This window comes from Nocardia sp. BSTN01 (assembly GCF_015354405.1).
Taxonomy (GTDB): domain Bacteria; phylum Actinomycetota; class Actinomycetes; order Mycobacteriales; family Mycobacteriaceae; genus Nocardia.
Genome location: NZ_JADKYP010000007.1, coordinates 179,755 through 194,716 on the forward strand (window position 1 = coordinate 179,755; position 14,962 = coordinate 194,716).

General features: G+C 66.9%; 16 protein-coding genes. 10 read left to right on the forward strand and 6 right to left on the reverse strand.

Going from position 1 to position 14,962, the window contains the following annotated elements; genetic code table 11:
- Positions 1–53: 53 nt before the first annotated feature.
- The 9 genes from IRT45_RS09445 to IRT45_RS09485 are packed head-to-tail and all read left to right on the forward strand — an operon-like array spanning position 54 to position 8,062.
- Complete coding sequence (locus IRT45_RS09445) at positions 54–599, forward strand: MSMEG_0572/Sll0783 family nitrogen starvation response protein (protein WP_040861677.1); 546 nt, start codon at positions 54–56, stop codon at positions 597–599.
- 10 nt (positions 600–609) lie between these two features.
- Entirely contained in the window at positions 610–1,668 is a 1,059-nt protein-coding gene (locus IRT45_RS09450) for an MSMEG_0568 family radical SAM protein (protein ID WP_194805491.1), read from the forward strand.
- Between the two features lies 1 nt (position 1,669).
- Positions 1,670–3,142 carry an MSMEG_0567/sll0787 family protein gene (locus tag IRT45_RS09455; RefSeq protein WP_194805492.1) on the forward strand — a complete coding sequence of 491 codons (1,473 nt, stop codon included), beginning with the start codon at positions 1,670–1,672 and terminating at the stop codon, positions 3,140–3,142.
- Positions 3,139–4,062, forward strand: coding sequence for a carbon-nitrogen hydrolase family protein (locus IRT45_RS09460; RefSeq protein WP_194805493.1), 924 nt, complete (start codon positions 3,139–3,141; stop codon positions 4,060–4,062). Before IRT45_RS09455 ends, IRT45_RS09460 begins: the two co-directional genes overlap by 4 nt.
- Positions 4,055–4,375 carry an MSMEG_0570 family nitrogen starvation response protein gene (locus IRT45_RS09465; RefSeq protein ID WP_194805494.1) on the forward strand — a complete coding sequence of 107 codons (321 nt, stop codon included), beginning with the start codon at positions 4,055–4,057 and terminating at the stop codon, positions 4,373–4,375. The genes IRT45_RS09460 and IRT45_RS09465 overlap by 8 nt, the downstream gene beginning before the upstream one ends.
- Positions 4,372–5,643 carry an MSMEG_0569 family flavin-dependent oxidoreductase gene (locus IRT45_RS09470; protein ID WP_194805495.1) on the forward strand — a complete coding sequence of 424 codons (1,272 nt, stop codon included), beginning with the start codon at positions 4,372–4,374 and terminating at the stop codon, positions 5,641–5,643. Before IRT45_RS09465 ends, IRT45_RS09470 begins: the two co-directional genes overlap by 4 nt.
- An 11-nt stretch (positions 5,644–5,654) precedes the next feature.
- Positions 5,655–6,509, forward strand: a complete 855-nt coding sequence (locus IRT45_RS09475; RefSeq protein ID WP_194805496.1) for a carbon-nitrogen hydrolase family protein — start codon at positions 5,655–5,657, stop codon at positions 6,507–6,509.
- Positions 6,510–6,522: 13 nt separating this feature from the next.
- Positions 6,523–7,641: an MSMEG_0565 family glycosyltransferase gene (locus IRT45_RS09480; RefSeq protein ID WP_194805497.1), complete on the forward strand. Its 1,119-nt coding sequence runs from the start codon at positions 6,523–6,525 to the stop codon at positions 7,639–7,641.
- A 22-nt stretch (positions 7,642–7,663) separates the two neighbouring features.
- Positions 7,664–8,062 (forward strand): cupin domain-containing protein, encoded by a 399-nt coding sequence (locus IRT45_RS09485; protein ID WP_194805498.1) that lies wholly within the window; start codon positions 7,664–7,666, stop codon positions 8,060–8,062.
- Positions 8,063–8,091: 29 nt separating this feature from the next.
- Here IRT45_RS09485 and IRT45_RS09490 read toward each other — a convergent pair whose 3' ends face one another.
- Both IRT45_RS09490 and IRT45_RS09495 read right to left on the reverse strand, forming a co-directional pair.
- A complete protein-coding gene (locus IRT45_RS09490; protein WP_309240869.1) occupies positions 8,092–8,829 on the reverse strand; it encodes a TetR/AcrR family transcriptional regulator in 738 nt (245 codons plus the stop codon).
- Positions 8,826–9,410 carry a TetR/AcrR family transcriptional regulator gene (locus tag IRT45_RS09495; RefSeq protein ID WP_194805500.1) on the reverse strand — a complete coding sequence of 195 codons (585 nt, stop codon included), beginning with the start codon at positions 9,408–9,410 and terminating at the stop codon, positions 8,826–8,828. Before IRT45_RS09495 ends, IRT45_RS09490 begins: the two co-directional genes overlap by 4 nt.
- Positions 9,411–9,556: 146 nt before the next feature.
- On the opposite strand from IRT45_RS09495, the gene IRT45_RS09500 reads away from it, so the two are divergent.
- Positions 9,557–10,426 carry an NAD(P)H-binding protein gene (locus IRT45_RS09500; RefSeq protein WP_194805501.1) on the forward strand — a complete coding sequence of 290 codons (870 nt, stop codon included), beginning with the start codon at positions 9,557–9,559 and terminating at the stop codon, positions 10,424–10,426.
- Positions 10,427–10,444: 18 nt separating this feature from the next.
- Here the strand turns inward: IRT45_RS09500 and IRT45_RS09505 are convergent, their stop codons facing one another.
- The 4 genes from IRT45_RS09505 to groL form a co-directional block, all read right to left on the reverse strand.
- Positions 10,445–11,050, reverse strand: coding sequence for a TetR/AcrR family transcriptional regulator (locus IRT45_RS09505; RefSeq protein WP_194805502.1), 606 nt, complete (start codon positions 11,048–11,050; stop codon positions 10,445–10,447).
- A gap of 381 nt (positions 11,051–11,431) precedes the next feature.
- Positions 11,432–12,802, reverse strand: a complete 1,371-nt coding sequence (locus IRT45_RS09510; protein WP_194805503.1) for an FAD-binding oxidoreductase — start codon at positions 12,800–12,802, stop codon at positions 11,432–11,434.
- A 4-nt stretch (positions 12,803–12,806) separates the two neighbouring features.
- A complete protein-coding gene (locus tag IRT45_RS09515; protein ID WP_194805504.1) occupies positions 12,807–13,151 on the reverse strand; it encodes a putative quinol monooxygenase in 345 nt (114 codons plus the stop codon).
- A 129-nt stretch (positions 13,152–13,280) separates the two neighbouring features.
- On the reverse strand, positions 13,281–14,930 hold the full coding sequence (gene groL, locus IRT45_RS09520; protein WP_194805505.1) for a chaperonin GroEL: 1,650 nt from the start codon (positions 14,928–14,930) through the stop codon (positions 13,281–13,283).
- Positions 14,931–14,962 lie beyond the last annotated feature (32 nt).

Consider the following 14,962-nt stretch of genomic DNA (forward strand, 5'->3'; position numbering starts at 1 on the left):
CCGGCAAACGCTCCTCCCACACCGATCCACGCCAACTCAGCAGGAGATCACTCATGTCCGCACCCACCAAGACGACCGCCGACATCGACAAGGCGATCGAGGAGAACATCGCGAAGTCGCTCGCCGAGATCCCGCATCCGGCGCTGCCCAAGGGCACCAACATCTACGGCGCGACGAAGATCTTCCCCGATTATCAGGCCGAGGCCGGCGAAACCTACTTCACCCTCGTCCACGGCATCGCCCACGAGTCGTCGGTCAGCTTCGTCGCGGTGCTGCAGGCCACGCGGGCGCTGCGCAAGGGCTTCGAATCGGCCATCTACTTCTACGGTCCCGGCGCGATCAACGCCATCGCCACCCGTGGATTCCCGACCACCGGCGACAGCGGCTTCCCCGGCGAGCAGAACATCAACGAGGCGCTGTCCACCTTCATCAAGGAAGGCGGCAAGGTCTTCGCCTGCCGGTTCGGGCTGGCGTTGCACGGCGCGCGTGAGGAGGACCTCATCGAGGGCGTCATCCCCGCACATCCGCTGGATGTGCAGGACGCGCTGATCCACTACGCGCGCAAGGGCGCCATCATCAACTCCACGTACCAGGTGTAGGCGGCGGGACATGACCGAGGTATCCACTCGAGTAGACCTCGCGCTACTCGGCATCCGCGTCGATGTGCCGGTGCAGCGCCGTTCCGGGGCCGGGCCCAGCGATGACGGTCATGTGCTGTTCGGGGGTGCCGGCGCTGCCATCCCCATCCGCTCCGACTCGCCCTACACCCTGCGCGACAACAGGCTGCTCCTCGACGGCGCCGACCTGGGTATCCCGGTCGAGCCGGTGCGGCGGCCGCGCTTCTACGATCTGCGCACCGCCGACGGCATCGGCTACGAGCAGATCGCCAAGCTGCACGGCGCCGACGTGCTCGCCACCACGGTGGTGCAGACCTGCATCCGCTATGCCGAGGACCAGCGCTGCCGCTTCTGCGCCATCGAGGCCTCGCTGCAGGCGGGGCAGACCATCGCGGTCAAGCGGCCCGAGCAACTCGCCGAGGTCGCGGCCGCCGCGGTTCGGCTCGACGGGGTGCGCCAGATGGTGATGACCACCGGCACCTCCGCCGGAAAGGACCGTGGCGCACGGCATCTGGCACGGTGTGTGCGGGCCGTGAAGGCCGCGGTACCGGACCTTCCGATCCAGGTGCAGTGCGAACCGCCCGCCGATCTGTCCGTTCTGACCGAACTGCGCGAGGCCGGGGCGGAATCGATCGGCATTCATGTCGAATCCCTCGACGATCGGGTGCGCGCCCGCTGGATGCCGGGCAAGTCGACTGTTCCGCTGACCGAATACCGGGCGGCCTGGGCCGAGGCCGTGCGCGTGTTCGGCCGCAACCAGGTGTCGACCTATCTGCTCGTCGGGCTCGGCGAGGATCCGGACGAATTGGTCGCCGGCGCAACGGAACTGATCGCGATGGGGGTATATCCGTTCGTCGTGCCGTTCCGGCCGTTGGCCGGCACGCTCGCCGTGGACGTCGACCACGTGCTGGCGCCGACCCCGGAGCTGCTCGAGGACGTCACCCGCAGGGTCGCCGCCGAATTGCGCCGGGCCGGGATGTCCGGCTCGGACCAGAAGGCCGGCTGCGCCGCGTGCGGCGCGTGCAGCGCGCTTCAGACCGCGGGAGGCTGAGATGACCACCACCGAATCCTCCGACACCACAACCACTCCCACCCACTCGAGAATCGGCCGAGCGGCCGCACTCGGCGCGTCCCCGCTGGACTACTGCGTGCTGTCCGGGCATTCGTGCCCGGAGCCACGGGACGGTTTCCTGATCCACCCGGCCGACGACCGGCAACTGGCCGCCTATCGGGCATTGCGGCGCGAGAACTTCGTCGTCGAGCAAGGCCTGTTCTCCGGCAGCGACGCCGACGATGTGGACGACGATCCGCGCACCGTCGTGCTGGTGGCCCGGGCACCGGACGGTGCCGTGCTCGGCGGCGTGCGGCTGGCACCGGCCACTGCCGAGGATCTGGGCTGGTGGACCGGCAGCCGCCTGGTCGTGGACTGCCGGCGACGCACCCGCGGGGTGGGCCAGGCGCTGGTGCGCGCGGCCTGCGCCTACGCGGAAAGCAACAACGTGCTGCGGTTCGAGGCGACGGTGCAGACTCGTTACGCCGAGATGTTCACACAGCTGGGCTGGATCGGGCTGGGCGCCACCGAGGTCGGCGGCGTGCCCCATGCCTGGATGCGCTGGCCCATCAACCGCATCGAACGACTGGCGCAGGCCACCAAGGCGATGCTCGGGCCACTGCTGAACGAATTCGGCGACCACCCGACGATGTTGGGAGGCAACGGTTTCCGGGGCGACGACGGCGCGCCGGTGCCGGGCAGCGATCTCGTCGCCGCATGCGATTCCATCCTTTCGTCGATGGTGGAACGCGATCCGGAATGGGCCGGATGGTGTTCGGCGCTGGTGAATATCAACGACCTGTCCGCCATGGGCGCCGAGCCCGTCGGCCTGCTGGACGCGGTCACCGCCCCGACTCGCTCCCAGCTGACCAGAATCCTGCGGGGACTGGCCCACGCGAGCCGGACGTGGGGCGTTCCGGTCCTCGGCGGGCATACCCAGATCGGCCCCGCCGCATTGTCGGTGACAGCGCTGGGCCGCACCGGCCGTCCGGTGCCCGGCGGCGGCGGGCGAGCAGGTGACCAGCTGCGGCTCACCGCGGATCTGGGCGGCGACTGGCGTCCGGGATACCGTGGCAGCCAATGGGATTCGTCGTCGCACCGCAGCGGTGCGGAACTGCGACTGATGGGCCGATTCGTCGCCGATACCGCCCCTGCCGCCGCGAAGGACGTCAGCATGGCCGGCATCGCCGGCACCGCGGGCATGCTCGCCGAAGCGTCCGGAACGGGTGTCGAGTTGGACCTGGCACGTATCCCCCGACCGGCGAAAGCCGGACTCGCGGACTGGATCACCTGCTTTCCCGGCTTCGCCATGCTCACCGCCGACCGCCCCGGTGCGGTGACCACCGACCCCGGCCCCGCCACCTCCGCGGTGTGCGGGGTGCTCATCTCCACCCCCGGCGTGCGATTGCGCTGGCCGGATGGAACAACCACCACCGCGGTGCCCGGCGCCGTTACCGGAATGGGACCCTCATGACCGAACTGACAATGTCCGTAGCCGCCGCCGAATTCGGCCGCGATATGGAAGCCTGCTACCACACCATCGGCGCGCTGATCGACCAGGCACGCGAGCGCGGTAGCCGCCTGCTGGTGCTGCCCGAAGCCTGCCTCGGCGGGTACCTGCCCAGCCTGGGCGGGGGCGACGAGAGCGACGAGGCCAAACAGCGCCGCCTGCGCAGCCTGCCGCCGGCACTCGCCCTGGACGGGCCCGAATTGCGCCGCATCGCCGCGATGGCCGGGGACCTGGTCGTCACCCTCGGCTTCTGCGAAGCCGACGGCGAGGTGCGCTACAACGCGGCGGTCACCCTGAACGGCGACGGCGTTCTCGGCTCCTATCGCAAGGTGCATCAGCCGCTCGGCGAAAACCTCTGCTATGCGGCGGGTTCGGAGTACCGCGCGTTCGACACACCGGTCGGGCGGATGGGTATGCAGATCTGCTACGACAAGGCCTTCCCGGAAGCAGCCCGCGCACTGGCGCTGGACGGCGCGCAGATCATCACCTCCCTGTCGGCATGGCCGACCTCGCGCACCGCCACCGTCGAACGACTCGCCGACGATCGCTGGACCCAGCGTTTCGACATCTTCGACCGTGCGCGGGCGGTGGAGAACCAGGTGGTCTGGATCGCATCCAACCAGGCCGGTACCTTCGGTTCGTTACGGTTCGTCTGTAGCGCCAAGATCGTCGGGCCGGGTGGCGACATTCTCGCCACCACCGGTACCGAAGCCGGATTGGCCACCGCCACAGTCGATGTCGAGCACGCGCTCGGGCAGGCACGCGGCGGCGGCATGTACAACCTGGGCGATCGGCGGCCGGAGATCTACCACAGCGTCGTCGCGCCGTACGGCGTCGTCGGACAGCCTTCGCACCCCGAGCACCTGGCGGCCGCTCATGCCTGAGATGACATTCGACATCCGCTGGCCCGACGGTAACGTCCAGTCCTGCTACTCGCCGTCGCTGGTGATCCACGACCACCTCACGGCCGGCGCCGACTATCCGATCGACGAATTCCTGCAGCGGGTGTCGACCGCCTTGACCGTCGCCGCCGAACGCGTGAAGGAGAAGTTCGGCTTCTACTGCACCTCGGCCATGCAGACCCTCGAGGCCATCGAATCGGCTGCGGCGCAAACGCTTACCGAGACCGGCACCGTACGTGTGCTGTCGATGAACCCATCGTCTGTGCCGGCCGCTACTCCGGGAGGAAAATCGTGACTTCGCACACCGATTCGGGAACCACCGTCGAGCATCACGATGTCGTCGTGATCGGCGCCGGACAAGCCGGACTGTCGATTTCCTGGCATCTGACCGCACGCGAGGTCGACCACGTGGTGCTCGAACGCGACACCGTCGCCCACGAATGGCGTGACACCCGCTGGGACAACTTCACCCTGGTCACACCGAACTGGCAATGTGTCCTTCCCGGCTACAGCTATCAGGGCAAGGATCCCCACGGATTCATGGCCCGCGACGAGGTCTATGCCTGGGTCCGGAACTATGCCGACAGCTTCGGCGCGCCCGTTCGCGAACACGTCACCGTCACCGGGGTCACCGTCGCGCAGGACGGCGGATTCGACATCGAAACGACCTCCGGACCCTTACATGCCGATCAGGTGGTGGTCGCGGTCGGCGGCTACCACACGCCGACGGTTCCGCGCTTCGCCGAGCGGCTGCCCCGCTCGATCCTGCAGCTGCATTCGGCCGAATATCGCAGCGCCGCGGACCTGCCGGCCGGCGAAGTACTCGTTGTCGGTACCGGGCAATCCGGTGCTCAGATCGCCGAAGACCTGCATCTGGAAGGCCGGCGCGTCCACCTGGCTGTCGGCAACGCTCCGCGGGTGGCCCGCTTCTACCGCGGCCGCGACTGTGTGGCCTGGCTACAGGACATGGGTCACTACGACATCCCCATCCAAGACCAGCCCGGCGGGCTGGGCAAACGCGAGAACACCAACCATTACGTCACCGGCCGCGACGGCGGGCGCGACATCGACCTGCGCCAATTCGCGCTCGACGGCATGGCACTCTACGGCCGGATGGTCGAGGTCGCCGACGGCACAGCGCATTTCGATCCGTCACTGGAGGAATCGCTGGACGCCGCGGACGCCGTCAGCGAAAGCATCAAGGACTCCATCGACGCCTACATCGCCCGTGAGGGCATTCAGGCGCCCGTCGAACCGCGCTACCGGCCGGTCTGGCGGCCCGAACAGGAGATCACCGAACTCGACCTGACCGCAAGCGGTATCACGTCGGTGGTGTGGTCGGTCGGGTTCCGTACCGACTACCGGTGGCTGCAGGTCGGCGTATTCGACGGCGAGGGCCACCCCTGCCACAATCGCGGCGTCACCACGACGCCGGGCCTGTATTTCCTCGGCTTGCCCTGGCTGCACACCTGGGGTTCGGGCCGCTTCGCCGCCATCGCCCGAGACGCCGAGCACCTCGCCGACCAGATCACCGTCAGCGCGCGCGCCACCGCCGCCGCGTGAGTCGAGTTGGCATGGCTGTAACCCGAATAGCCGCTGTCGCAGCACATTTCGGTGCCGACATAGGCCGGGCGCTCGACAAGATCACCGGTATCGTCGAGCGCCTCGGCCACGACGGCGTGGATTTGCTCGTCCTTCCCGATGCCAGCCTCGGCGGCTACATCGGCGACTTGCGGAATCCGGATCCGACCACCGGGCCCGAGGCCATCGACTCGGACGGTCCGGAGATCCGCCTGCTGTGCCGGATCGCGGGCGCCATGACCATCTGTGTCGGCTACGCCGAACTCGCCGACGGCGTCCGCTACAACGCCGCGGTCTGCCTCACCGGCGACGGTGTTCTCGGTCGTCACCGCAAAGTTCATCAACCCGCCGGCGAGCACCTCGCCTACGCCGCCGGAACGCAATTCTCGGCGTTCGACACCCCGGTCGGCCGGCTCGGCATGCTCATCGACTACGACAAGACCTTCCCCGAATCCGCCCGCACCCTGTCGCTCGACGGCGCACGCACGATCGCCGCACTGTCCGCGTGGCCGGCCAGCGTCACCGACCGCGCCTCGCGCATGCCCAACGACCGCCAAGCCCTCTTGTTCGACCTCTACGATCAGGCCCGCGCGGCAGAGAACCAGATCGTGCTCGCTTCCTCGAACCAGACTGGCATTACCGGCAATCTGCGTTTTCTCGGCCAGGCCAAGATCGTGGGTCCCGGCGGCGACATCCTCGCCAAGACCTGGTCCAAAGGCGGCCTCGCCGTCGCCGACATCGATATCGACGCCGAAGTCGACCGCGCCCGCCGCGTGCTTCGGCATCTCGAGGAACGCCGTGTCGACGCCTACCACAACCTGACCATCGACAAGAGCGGCCACCGATGAAGGACCAGCACTGATGCGGATCGCGCTACTCACCTACTCCACGAAACCGCGCGGCGGCGTCGTCCACACTCTCAACCTCGCCGAGGCCCTCGCCCGACTCGGTGCCGATGTCACGGTGTGGACGCTCGGTCGCGGCGGCGACGGCGGATTCTTCCGGCCGGTCGACCCCGCCGTGACCGTTCGGGTCGTCCCGTTCGACGGGATCCACGGCGAAGCGGTCGGTGCCCGAATCATGCGCTCCATCAGTGTTTTACGGGAAGCGTTCACCCCGGACGACTACGACATCGTGCACGCCCAGGACTGCATCAGCGCCAACGCCGTCGGCCGCTGCATCCGCACCATCCATCACCTCGACACCTTCACCACACCCGAACTGGCCCGCTGCCACGACCGCGCCATCACCGACCCCTATGCCCACATCTGCGTCTCGGCTGCCGTCGCCGCGGAAGTGCGCGACGGCTGGGGCCTGCGACCCACCGTTATCCCCAACGGCGTCGAATACCACCGTTTCGCCGCCGCCGGCAGCGACTCACCCGCCGCAGTCGCCGATCGCGCCTCCTGGAGAGAACAGCTGGGCCCCTATGTCCTGGCCCTCGGCGGCATCGAACCCCGCAAGGGCAGCATCGACCTGCTCGAAGCATTCGCCGTGCTCCGCCGGGACCATCCGACACTGAACCTGGTATTCGCCGGTGGCGAAACCCTGTTCGACTATCGCGAATATCGGGCCGAATTCGACACTCGCGCAGCGGCACTCGATATCCAACCCACCATTCTGGGTACCGTCGACCATGCCGATCTGCCCGCCCTGATGGCAGGGGCCGCACTGGTGCCCTTCTTCTCCACCAAAGAAGGATTCGGCCTGGCCGCGATGGAGGCCCTCGCGGCAGGAATTCCCGTCGTGGCACGGGACCTTCCCGTGCTGCGCGAGGTCTTCGCCGACAGTGTGCGCTATGCCGTCACCGCAGGTGAGATGGCGAGTGGTATGGCCGAAGCGCTACGGCCGGAACGGGCCCGCAAGACCCGCGGGCAGGCCCTCGCCGCTCGCTACCGCTGGGAACAGGCGGCACAAGCACATCTCGACTTCTACCGAACCCAGCCCACCGGCGTCGAAACCCCGCTCGCCACCGTTTGAACAACTCTGAACCGGAGCACGAATGGAAATTCCCACCAATCTCGTCAGCATCCTGTCCGTCGACGCCTCCCGGATTCCCTGGGACACTCTGCTGGTCGAGCAAACCGGCGCGAAAATCCCGGTCAAACCGCTGTTCTCCGATCCGGACACCGGCATGTCGGTCCAAATCATCAGGTACGCAGCGGGATTCACCAACATATGGCACTCGCACCCCTGCGGGCACGGCATGTATGTCCTCGACGGTATTTTGAAAACCCATCAGGGCGAATACGGCCCCGGCAACTGGGTCTGGTTCCCCGAGGGGGGCTGGATGGAACATGGCGCCACCGAGGCCAGCGACGTCACGTTCCTGTTCATCACCAATAAACCGTTCAGCATCTGCTATGCCTTCGAACCGAATCCGCCGGCACCTCTGCACTGAGTCCGGGTCACCGTCGCGGACCTCTCGAATCAGGTCGGTCGCTCGCCCGTGATCCGATTCGCCACGGTGATCGCACGGGCACGTTGCAACTGATCCATCGTCAGCGGCGGTCCCAGTGGCCGGCAGATATCCCTGTCGGCGCGAATTCCCATCAACAACAACGTCAGATAACGACGCCAGCCGCCCGGCTCGACGGGTTCGGTGAACGCGGCCATCGCGTTCACCATCACCACCATGCCGAACATATCGGCCACGGTGACGTCGGGCCGGACGGTTCCGGCCTGCTGCGCACGCGCCAGCACGCCTTCGATCAGCGGGCGAATATCGGCTTCGAAGCCGTCCACAGTGGCTGCGCCCTCGGGCAATCCGGTCATCGCCGCACCCAGCACCCGATTCTCCACGACGAGCCCGCAGCTGCGGTCCAGCAGGCCGGCCAGCCCGCGCCACGGGTCGGGATCCCGCGCAGCCGTGTCGGCATATTCGCGGATTCGATCCAGGTGGTCGGCGACGACCTCGGCAATGAGTTCGTGTTTGTTCGAAAAGCGCCGGTAAACCGTCCCGACGCCTACTCCCGCGGCAACCGCCACCTCGTCGAGCGTGACATCCATGCCGCGCTCCGCCAGTAACGCGATACCGGCGGCGACGATCCGGCGCCGGTTCCGCAATGCATCGGCGCGAATACGCGCCGACTTGCGAGACTGGCGCGCGGATCCACAATCACCGGAATTCTCGCCATCGCCGGAATGACGGTCAGCTCGCCGGTTCACCGCTGCACCGGTCGGAGGTTGTCGAGAAAGAACCGAGTCCTGCGGTCGTAGTCATCGCGCGGCGGCTTGGGAAGGTGACGCAACACGAGTGCGTTCGCGACGGTGGCGTGGTGGAAGTCTCCCACCGTGAAGTCGGATCGCACCGCCCCGGCGCGGTGCCCATCCTCGATCAGGCTCTCCGCGATCTCCTGCGCCGCGGCGCAGATCGCATTGAACCGGGGGGAGTTCGGATACTCCGCCAGAATCACGTCGAGGAATACGGGCTCTCGATACTGCAGGTCACGGTGGTCACGAACGTAGCCGACGACGCGCTCCCACGGGTCGGCACACTGCCGGGCGCGACTGATGGCTTCGAAGAAGTCCGGCGCGATCAACTCGTCGATGACCGCGTCGATGAGGCCGTCACGCCCGTCGAATCGGTTGTAGATGGTCGCCTTGCTGACCTCCGCGGCCGCCGCGATCTCCCGCAGCGGGACGCCGAGGCCATGGCGCCGGAACGCGTCGATCGCCGCCACGCGGATCTGGCCCGCATTGCGGGCGGCATCGGCTCGTAACCTCGCGGCGCCTTCGTCGTCTGACATCGGATTCCTCCTCAACCGACAGTCTAACCTGACCCCCGGGTCATGATATGCTCGGCTAAGTTGACCCCATGGTCAGCTTCGCGTGGTCGGACATCCCTACCGCCCTGCGGCACGATCACGCGCCACCGACAACAGAAAGGCCCCTCATGACCTCCTTCGCCGTGATCGGCGCGACCGGCCAGCTCGGTCGCCCTACCCTCAGCGCACTGACCACCGCTGGAGTTCCGGGTGCGGATGTGGTTGCCATCGGCCGCAATACCGCTGCGCTGGAGGAAATTCGCGGGCTGGGTTTCCGCGCGACCGCCGCGGACATGAACGACCCCGCATCGATCGAGTCGAGCCTGTCCGGCGTCAGCGAGTTGCTGCTGATCTCCGGTAGCGAAGTCGGCAAGCGCCTCGACCAGCACAAGGCGACGATCGACGCCGCCGTCCGGGCCGGAGTGCGGCGCATCGTCTACACGAGCGTCTTGAACGCCGCCGACCCGGGAGTGCTCATCGCCGCCGAGCACATCGCCACCGAAGATCATCTGAAGTCGTCCGGTCTGGCATTCACGATCCTGCGCAACGCGTGGTACACCGAGAACCACCAGCAGGACTTCGCGGCAGCGGTGGCGACGGGCAAAATCGTCTCCAACCTCGGGGACGGGCGCATCGCCACGGCCACCCGTCAGGACCTGGCCGAAGCCGCCGCTGTCACGCTCGCCGAGATCGACAAGCACGACAACACGATCTACGAGCTGTCCGGCGACACCGCGTGGAACTACGCCGAATTCGCGGCGGCTGCCGGCGAGGCGCTCGGCCGCGAGATCGAGTACATCGCCGTGGACGACGACACGTACGCACAGCAGCTGCAATCGGCCGGCATCGATGAGCAGACCGCGGGATTCCTTGTCGCGCTCAACGCGAACCTGCGCGCGGGCGCGCTCAGTCTCACCACCGGTGACCTGCGGACACTCATCGGCCATCCGACCACGACGCTGGTCGACGCTGTCCGCCAATGGAGCATCGACGCCTGAGCCCGCCCGGTAACCTCGCTACCTCACCACGGGGAGCTGGAACAGACCGCGAGCGAACCGGATCAGATGCTCCCGCAGAGCGGCGTCGTCGAGGTCCACGACCATGGGGTGGACGGCGGCGCCGCCGATGGCGGAGTACAGCATGGCCGCCCGGACGCGCATATCGGTGTCCCTACCGTCGCCGCGCTCGCCGCTCAGCACGGCGAACAGTCGTTCCATCAGGTCCTGAAACGACGTATGTTCGGCCAGGAAACGGGCCATATACGGGTCGTTCTGCATCACGCCGTAGAGCCTGCGGCGCTGTACCGCGATGTCGACGACCCGACCCAGCAGCGCGTCGCGCGCGGCCGGATCACTGTCCTGCGCTTCGGCTTCCGCCAGCGATGCTTCCAATCGAGCCATTTCGGCGTCCGCGACAGCGTGGACTATGTCGTCCTTGGTTTTGAACTGGTGGTAGACCGCAGCCTTGGTGACTCCGATGACGTCGGCGATCATCTGGAGAGAGGTCCCACTGACTCCGTGCCGGGCGAACAGCTCGAAGGCGGCCACTATGACACGGCGTTGTGCCGCAGTGTATTTCGCCGCGACCGTCACCGCGGTGCCGACCGCCTCACAGGAGCTCATCATGTGAGGCTAGCCGACCGGCAAGCCACCGCCGAATTGCCCACGGTGGCGCACGAGGTTACTCGCGCCCGGTTGTCGCACTCGATACGGTGCGCCATGAAGTGGCGCGGGCGTGACACTTGCTGAGGTACACGTCGTTGTGAGCCGCCATCGGCGCCGTTGCCGCGCAGCGGAGGTCATGAACCTCCACCTCGAGAGCGAAATGCCCGCGAGGCCGGAATATCCGAGTGCACTCGATATTCCGGCCACTCCCTTCATGTCGCCGACCGCTGCCGGTCCTCCGTTGTGTCGTTGGTCCTGCGGGCGACTGATTCAATGATCTCCCGCGCCGGCCACGACGAGCGTCTCAATTTTCGACACGGCCGCGAGGCGGCGCGGAGTTCATATCGCGCGCCCGGGATTGAGAATCCCCTTCGGATCGAATACTTCTTTGATCCGCCGCATCAGCTCGCGCTCGGCCGAGCCCACCATGGATTCCAGATACCGGCCCTTGAGATCGCCGATGCCGTGCTCACCGGTGATCGTGCCGCCCAGGGACAGACAGCGATTCATCATGTCGTCGAAGGCCCGGTACGCACGGGCGGTAGCCTCCGGATCCGCCGCGTCGAAGACCACGGTGGGGTGGAGGTTGCCGTCGGCGGCATGGCCGAATGTCCCGATCACGAGCTCGTACCGGTCGGCGATCCACTCGATCGCATCCAGCATCTCCGGCAATCGGTGCACCGGTACCGCGAGATCGTCGAGCAACGTGCTGCCACACCGTTCGAGCGCCGGGAGCGCGACCCGTCGAGCGTGCATGAGCGCCTCGCTCTCGGCCGGGTCGGAGGTGATGTGGACCTCCCCGGCCCCCGCCGCGCGACAGGCATCGGCGCTGCGCTGCGCGTCTTCCCGTCCGTCGGTCCCGTCACATTGAATCAGGAGCAAGGCCCCGGCCGTCGCGTCGAGCCCCATCCGGGTCATCTCGTCGACAGCCACAATCGTTGTGCGGTCCATGAATTCGACCAGGCTGGGATCGGCTACCTCCCGAATCGACAGGACCGCCTCGACGGCATGCGCCACCGCGGAGAATACGGCCACAACCGTCGATGACGTGCGGGGTTTCGTGCGCAGCCGCACCGTCGCCTCGACGATGACCGCGAGCGCGCCCTCGGAGCCGACCAGCAACTGGGTGAGGTTCAGCCCCGCGACGTTCTTCAGGGTGTCGGCCCCGGTATGAATGATCCGGCCGTCGGCGAGCACGGCCTTGATCCGCGCGACGTGGTTGCCGGTCACGCCGTACTTCGCGCAGCAGGCGCCGCCGGCGTTGGTCGCCAGGTTGCCGCCGATCGTGCAGATCGCGCGGCTCCCCGGATCGGGCACATACCAAAGACCCCGCCGATCCGCGGCGGCGGCCAGATCGCCGTTCAGCACGCCGGGTTCCACGGTGGCCGTGCGCGCTCGCACATCGATATCGAGTATTCGGTCGAACCGTTCCGTGCTCAGGATTATGCAGCCGTCGATCGCATTGCTGCCACCGGCGAGCCCCGTTCCCGCCCCCCGCGTCACCACCGGCACCGCATAGCGGTTGGCGATGGTGAGCGTCGAGACGACGTCGTCCGTTGTTCGTGCCCGAACGACGGCGATCGGGCGCCCCGCCGGTGACAGCAACGATTGGTCGCGGCTGTAACCGGCCATCACCTGGGGATCGGTTATCACGATATCGCCCAGATTCGCTGTCAACTCCGCGACCGAACCGGTCATCGTCACCGACATTCGGCTACACCGAGTTCGCCGGCAGGTCCGATATCTCCAGCTCCGCCATACTCGCCCAATCGGTTTCCGGAATCCGCGTACTGAGTATCCGGGGAGTCGCACGCAGTGCCGGACGCATCGCGTCCAGTCCCCGCCGGAAGTGGTCGGCGGAGACATGTTCGGCCCCGGCCTGCTCGTCCCGGAAGCCCTCGACGAGAACGAACTCGTCGGGGTTGTCCACATTCCGGTTCCATTCGAACCACAGATTGCCGGGTTCGGCCCGAGTTTTCGCGGTGTATTCCTGGGTGATCTGCAGCCAGCTATCGACATATTGCGGGAGAACATTGAACTTGACCACGATGAAAATCACGAAATGCTCCTGATCGACACAGCCGTACATGACACGGCGAAATTCATATCCCCCGCACGCCCGGATTTCGGCCGCCTCGTCCGATCTGGACGAGGCGGCCGGTCCCCCACCGCCCGAACGCCGAGGTTCTCAATAGATGTTGGAGGGACGAACCATGCCTTCGGCGAGATCGCCGAATCCGGGAGCCACGATCGCGCCTGGGTTGTAGACGACTTCCTCGACAATCGCGGTTTCGGTCGTGATGAGCAGCGCCGCGATCGACGCCGCACTTTCCAGCGCTGCGCGAGTGACCTTGAACGGGTCGATGACGCCGTCGTCGAACATATCCCCGTAGGTGCCGCTCAGGGCGTTGAAACCGTGGCCCAACGGCAGTCCGGCAACCACCTCGACCACTTCGTCACCGTCGAATCCGGCATTGTTCGCGATCCAGCGCAGCGGCTCGGCCAAGGCCCGGCCCACCACGTCGCGGCCGAGGGCCTCGTCCTCGGGCAGTTCGAGATCTGTCAATGCCCGGTGCGACTGCACGAGCGCGGTGCCGCCACCGGCGACGATGCCCGCCTCGACGGCTGCCCGAGTGGCCGCCAACGCGTCCTCCACCCGCAGCATCCGTTCCTTCAATTCGACGCTCGTCGCACCACCCACCCGGATGACGGCAACGCGCCCGGTGAGCCGGGCGATCCGCAATTCCAGGCTCTCCTTGTCGGCGTCTATCCGCGCCCGCTCGAGCTGCGCTTCCAGCTGGGCGATGCGGGCCGCCAGCCGGCTCCCGTCGCCGTGCGCGCCGACGATGGTCGTTTCGTTCTCGGTGACCGTGATGCGGTCACAGGAACCGAGATGTTCGGCGGTGATGTCGGACAGTTCGATGCCGGTGTCCTTCGCCACGACATGCCCGCCCAGCGCCACGGCGAGATCTTCCAGCTCGGCTACGCGGCGGTGCCCGAATCCTGGCGCCCGGACCACCACCGATTGCATCGTCCGGTGCATATTGCCGCCGACGAGCAGCTGCAGAGCCGGGCCGTCCACTTCTTCGGCCAGCACGACGAGCGGCCGATCCGCCCGTTTCGCCACCTCGATGCTCGGCATGATGTCCTGAACCTGCGTGATCTTCTTGTTCGTCAGCAGGATCAGGGGATCGACGTGGACCGCCTCCATCCGTTCCGGGTCGGTGACCATGTACCCCGAGGTGTAGCCGTGATCGAACTCGATGCCGTCGACGATGTCGACCGCGAGACCGAGACCGTCGCTCTCCTCGGTGGTAACCACACCCGTCCGGCCGACGTAATCGACAGCCTGTGCGATGGCGTGGCCGATGGCTTCGTCGTCACTGGCGGCGAGGGTCGCGATCCGCTTCAGATCGGTCAGCCCGCTGACCTCGGTGACCTGTGCACGCAACGACTCGACGACGGCGTTCACCGACCGTTCGATGCCGCGGCGCACCCGCATCGGATTGGCCCCGGCATCGACGGCGCGCAGACCCTCCCGGACCATCGCCTGGGCCAGGACCGTCGCGGTTGTCGTTCCGTCGCCGACGGTGCCGTTGGTTTTCATGGCGACCTCTTTGACCAGCTGCGCGCCCATATTCGCGAAGGGATCGCGCAATTGGATTTCGCGGGCGATGGTCACCCCGTCGTTGGTGATCGTCGGCGGACCGGTCAACTTCTCGAGGACGGCGTTGCGGCCCTTGGGACCGAGGGTCACCTTGACCGCGTCCGCGAGGGCATTGACGCCGTGCTCCAGCCTCGACCGTGCGTCCTTGTCGTAACGCAGCTCCTTAGCCATGGCTCTTTCCTTTCCTTACGGGACGAGAATCG

Coding starts and splice junctions, on each gene's coding strand:
- IRT45_RS09445 (WP_040861677.1), top strand. CDS start 54: ATGTCCGCACCCACCAAGACGACCGCCGACATCGACAAGGCGATCGAG.
- IRT45_RS09450 (WP_194805491.1), top strand. CDS start 610: ATGACCGAGGTATCCACTCGAGTAGACCTCGCGCTACTCGGCATCCGC.
- IRT45_RS09455 (WP_194805492.1), top strand. CDS start 1,670: ATGACCACCACCGAATCCTCCGACACCACAACCACTCCCACCCACTCG.
- IRT45_RS09460 (WP_194805493.1), top strand. CDS start 3,139: ATGACCGAACTGACAATGTCCGTAGCCGCCGCCGAATTCGGCCGCGAT.
- IRT45_RS09465 (WP_194805494.1), top strand. CDS start 4,055: ATGCCTGAGATGACATTCGACATCCGCTGGCCCGACGGTAACGTCCAG.
- IRT45_RS09475 (WP_194805496.1), top strand. CDS start 5,655: ATGGCTGTAACCCGAATAGCCGCTGTCGCAGCACATTTCGGTGCCGAC.
- IRT45_RS09480 (WP_194805497.1), top strand. CDS start 6,523: ATGCGGATCGCGCTACTCACCTACTCCACGAAACCGCGCGGCGGCGTC.
- IRT45_RS09485 (WP_194805498.1), top strand. CDS start 7,664: ATGGAAATTCCCACCAATCTCGTCAGCATCCTGTCCGTCGACGCCTCC.
- IRT45_RS09495 (WP_194805500.1), bottom strand. CDS start 9,410: ATGTCAGACGACGAAGGCGCCGCGAGGTTACGAGCCGATGCCGCCCGC.
- IRT45_RS09500 (WP_194805501.1), top strand. CDS start 9,557: ATGACCTCCTTCGCCGTGATCGGCGCGACCGGCCAGCTCGGTCGCCCT.
- IRT45_RS09505 (WP_194805502.1), bottom strand. CDS start 11,050: ATGAGCTCCTGTGAGGCGGTCGGCACCGCGGTGACGGTCGCGGCGAAA.
- IRT45_RS09510 (WP_194805503.1), bottom strand. CDS start 12,802: ATGTCGGTGACGATGACCGGTTCGGTCGCGGAGTTGACAGCGAATCTG.
- groL (WP_194805505.1), bottom strand. CDS start 14,930: ATGGCTAAGGAGCTGCGTTACGACAAGGACGCACGGTCGAGGCTGGAG.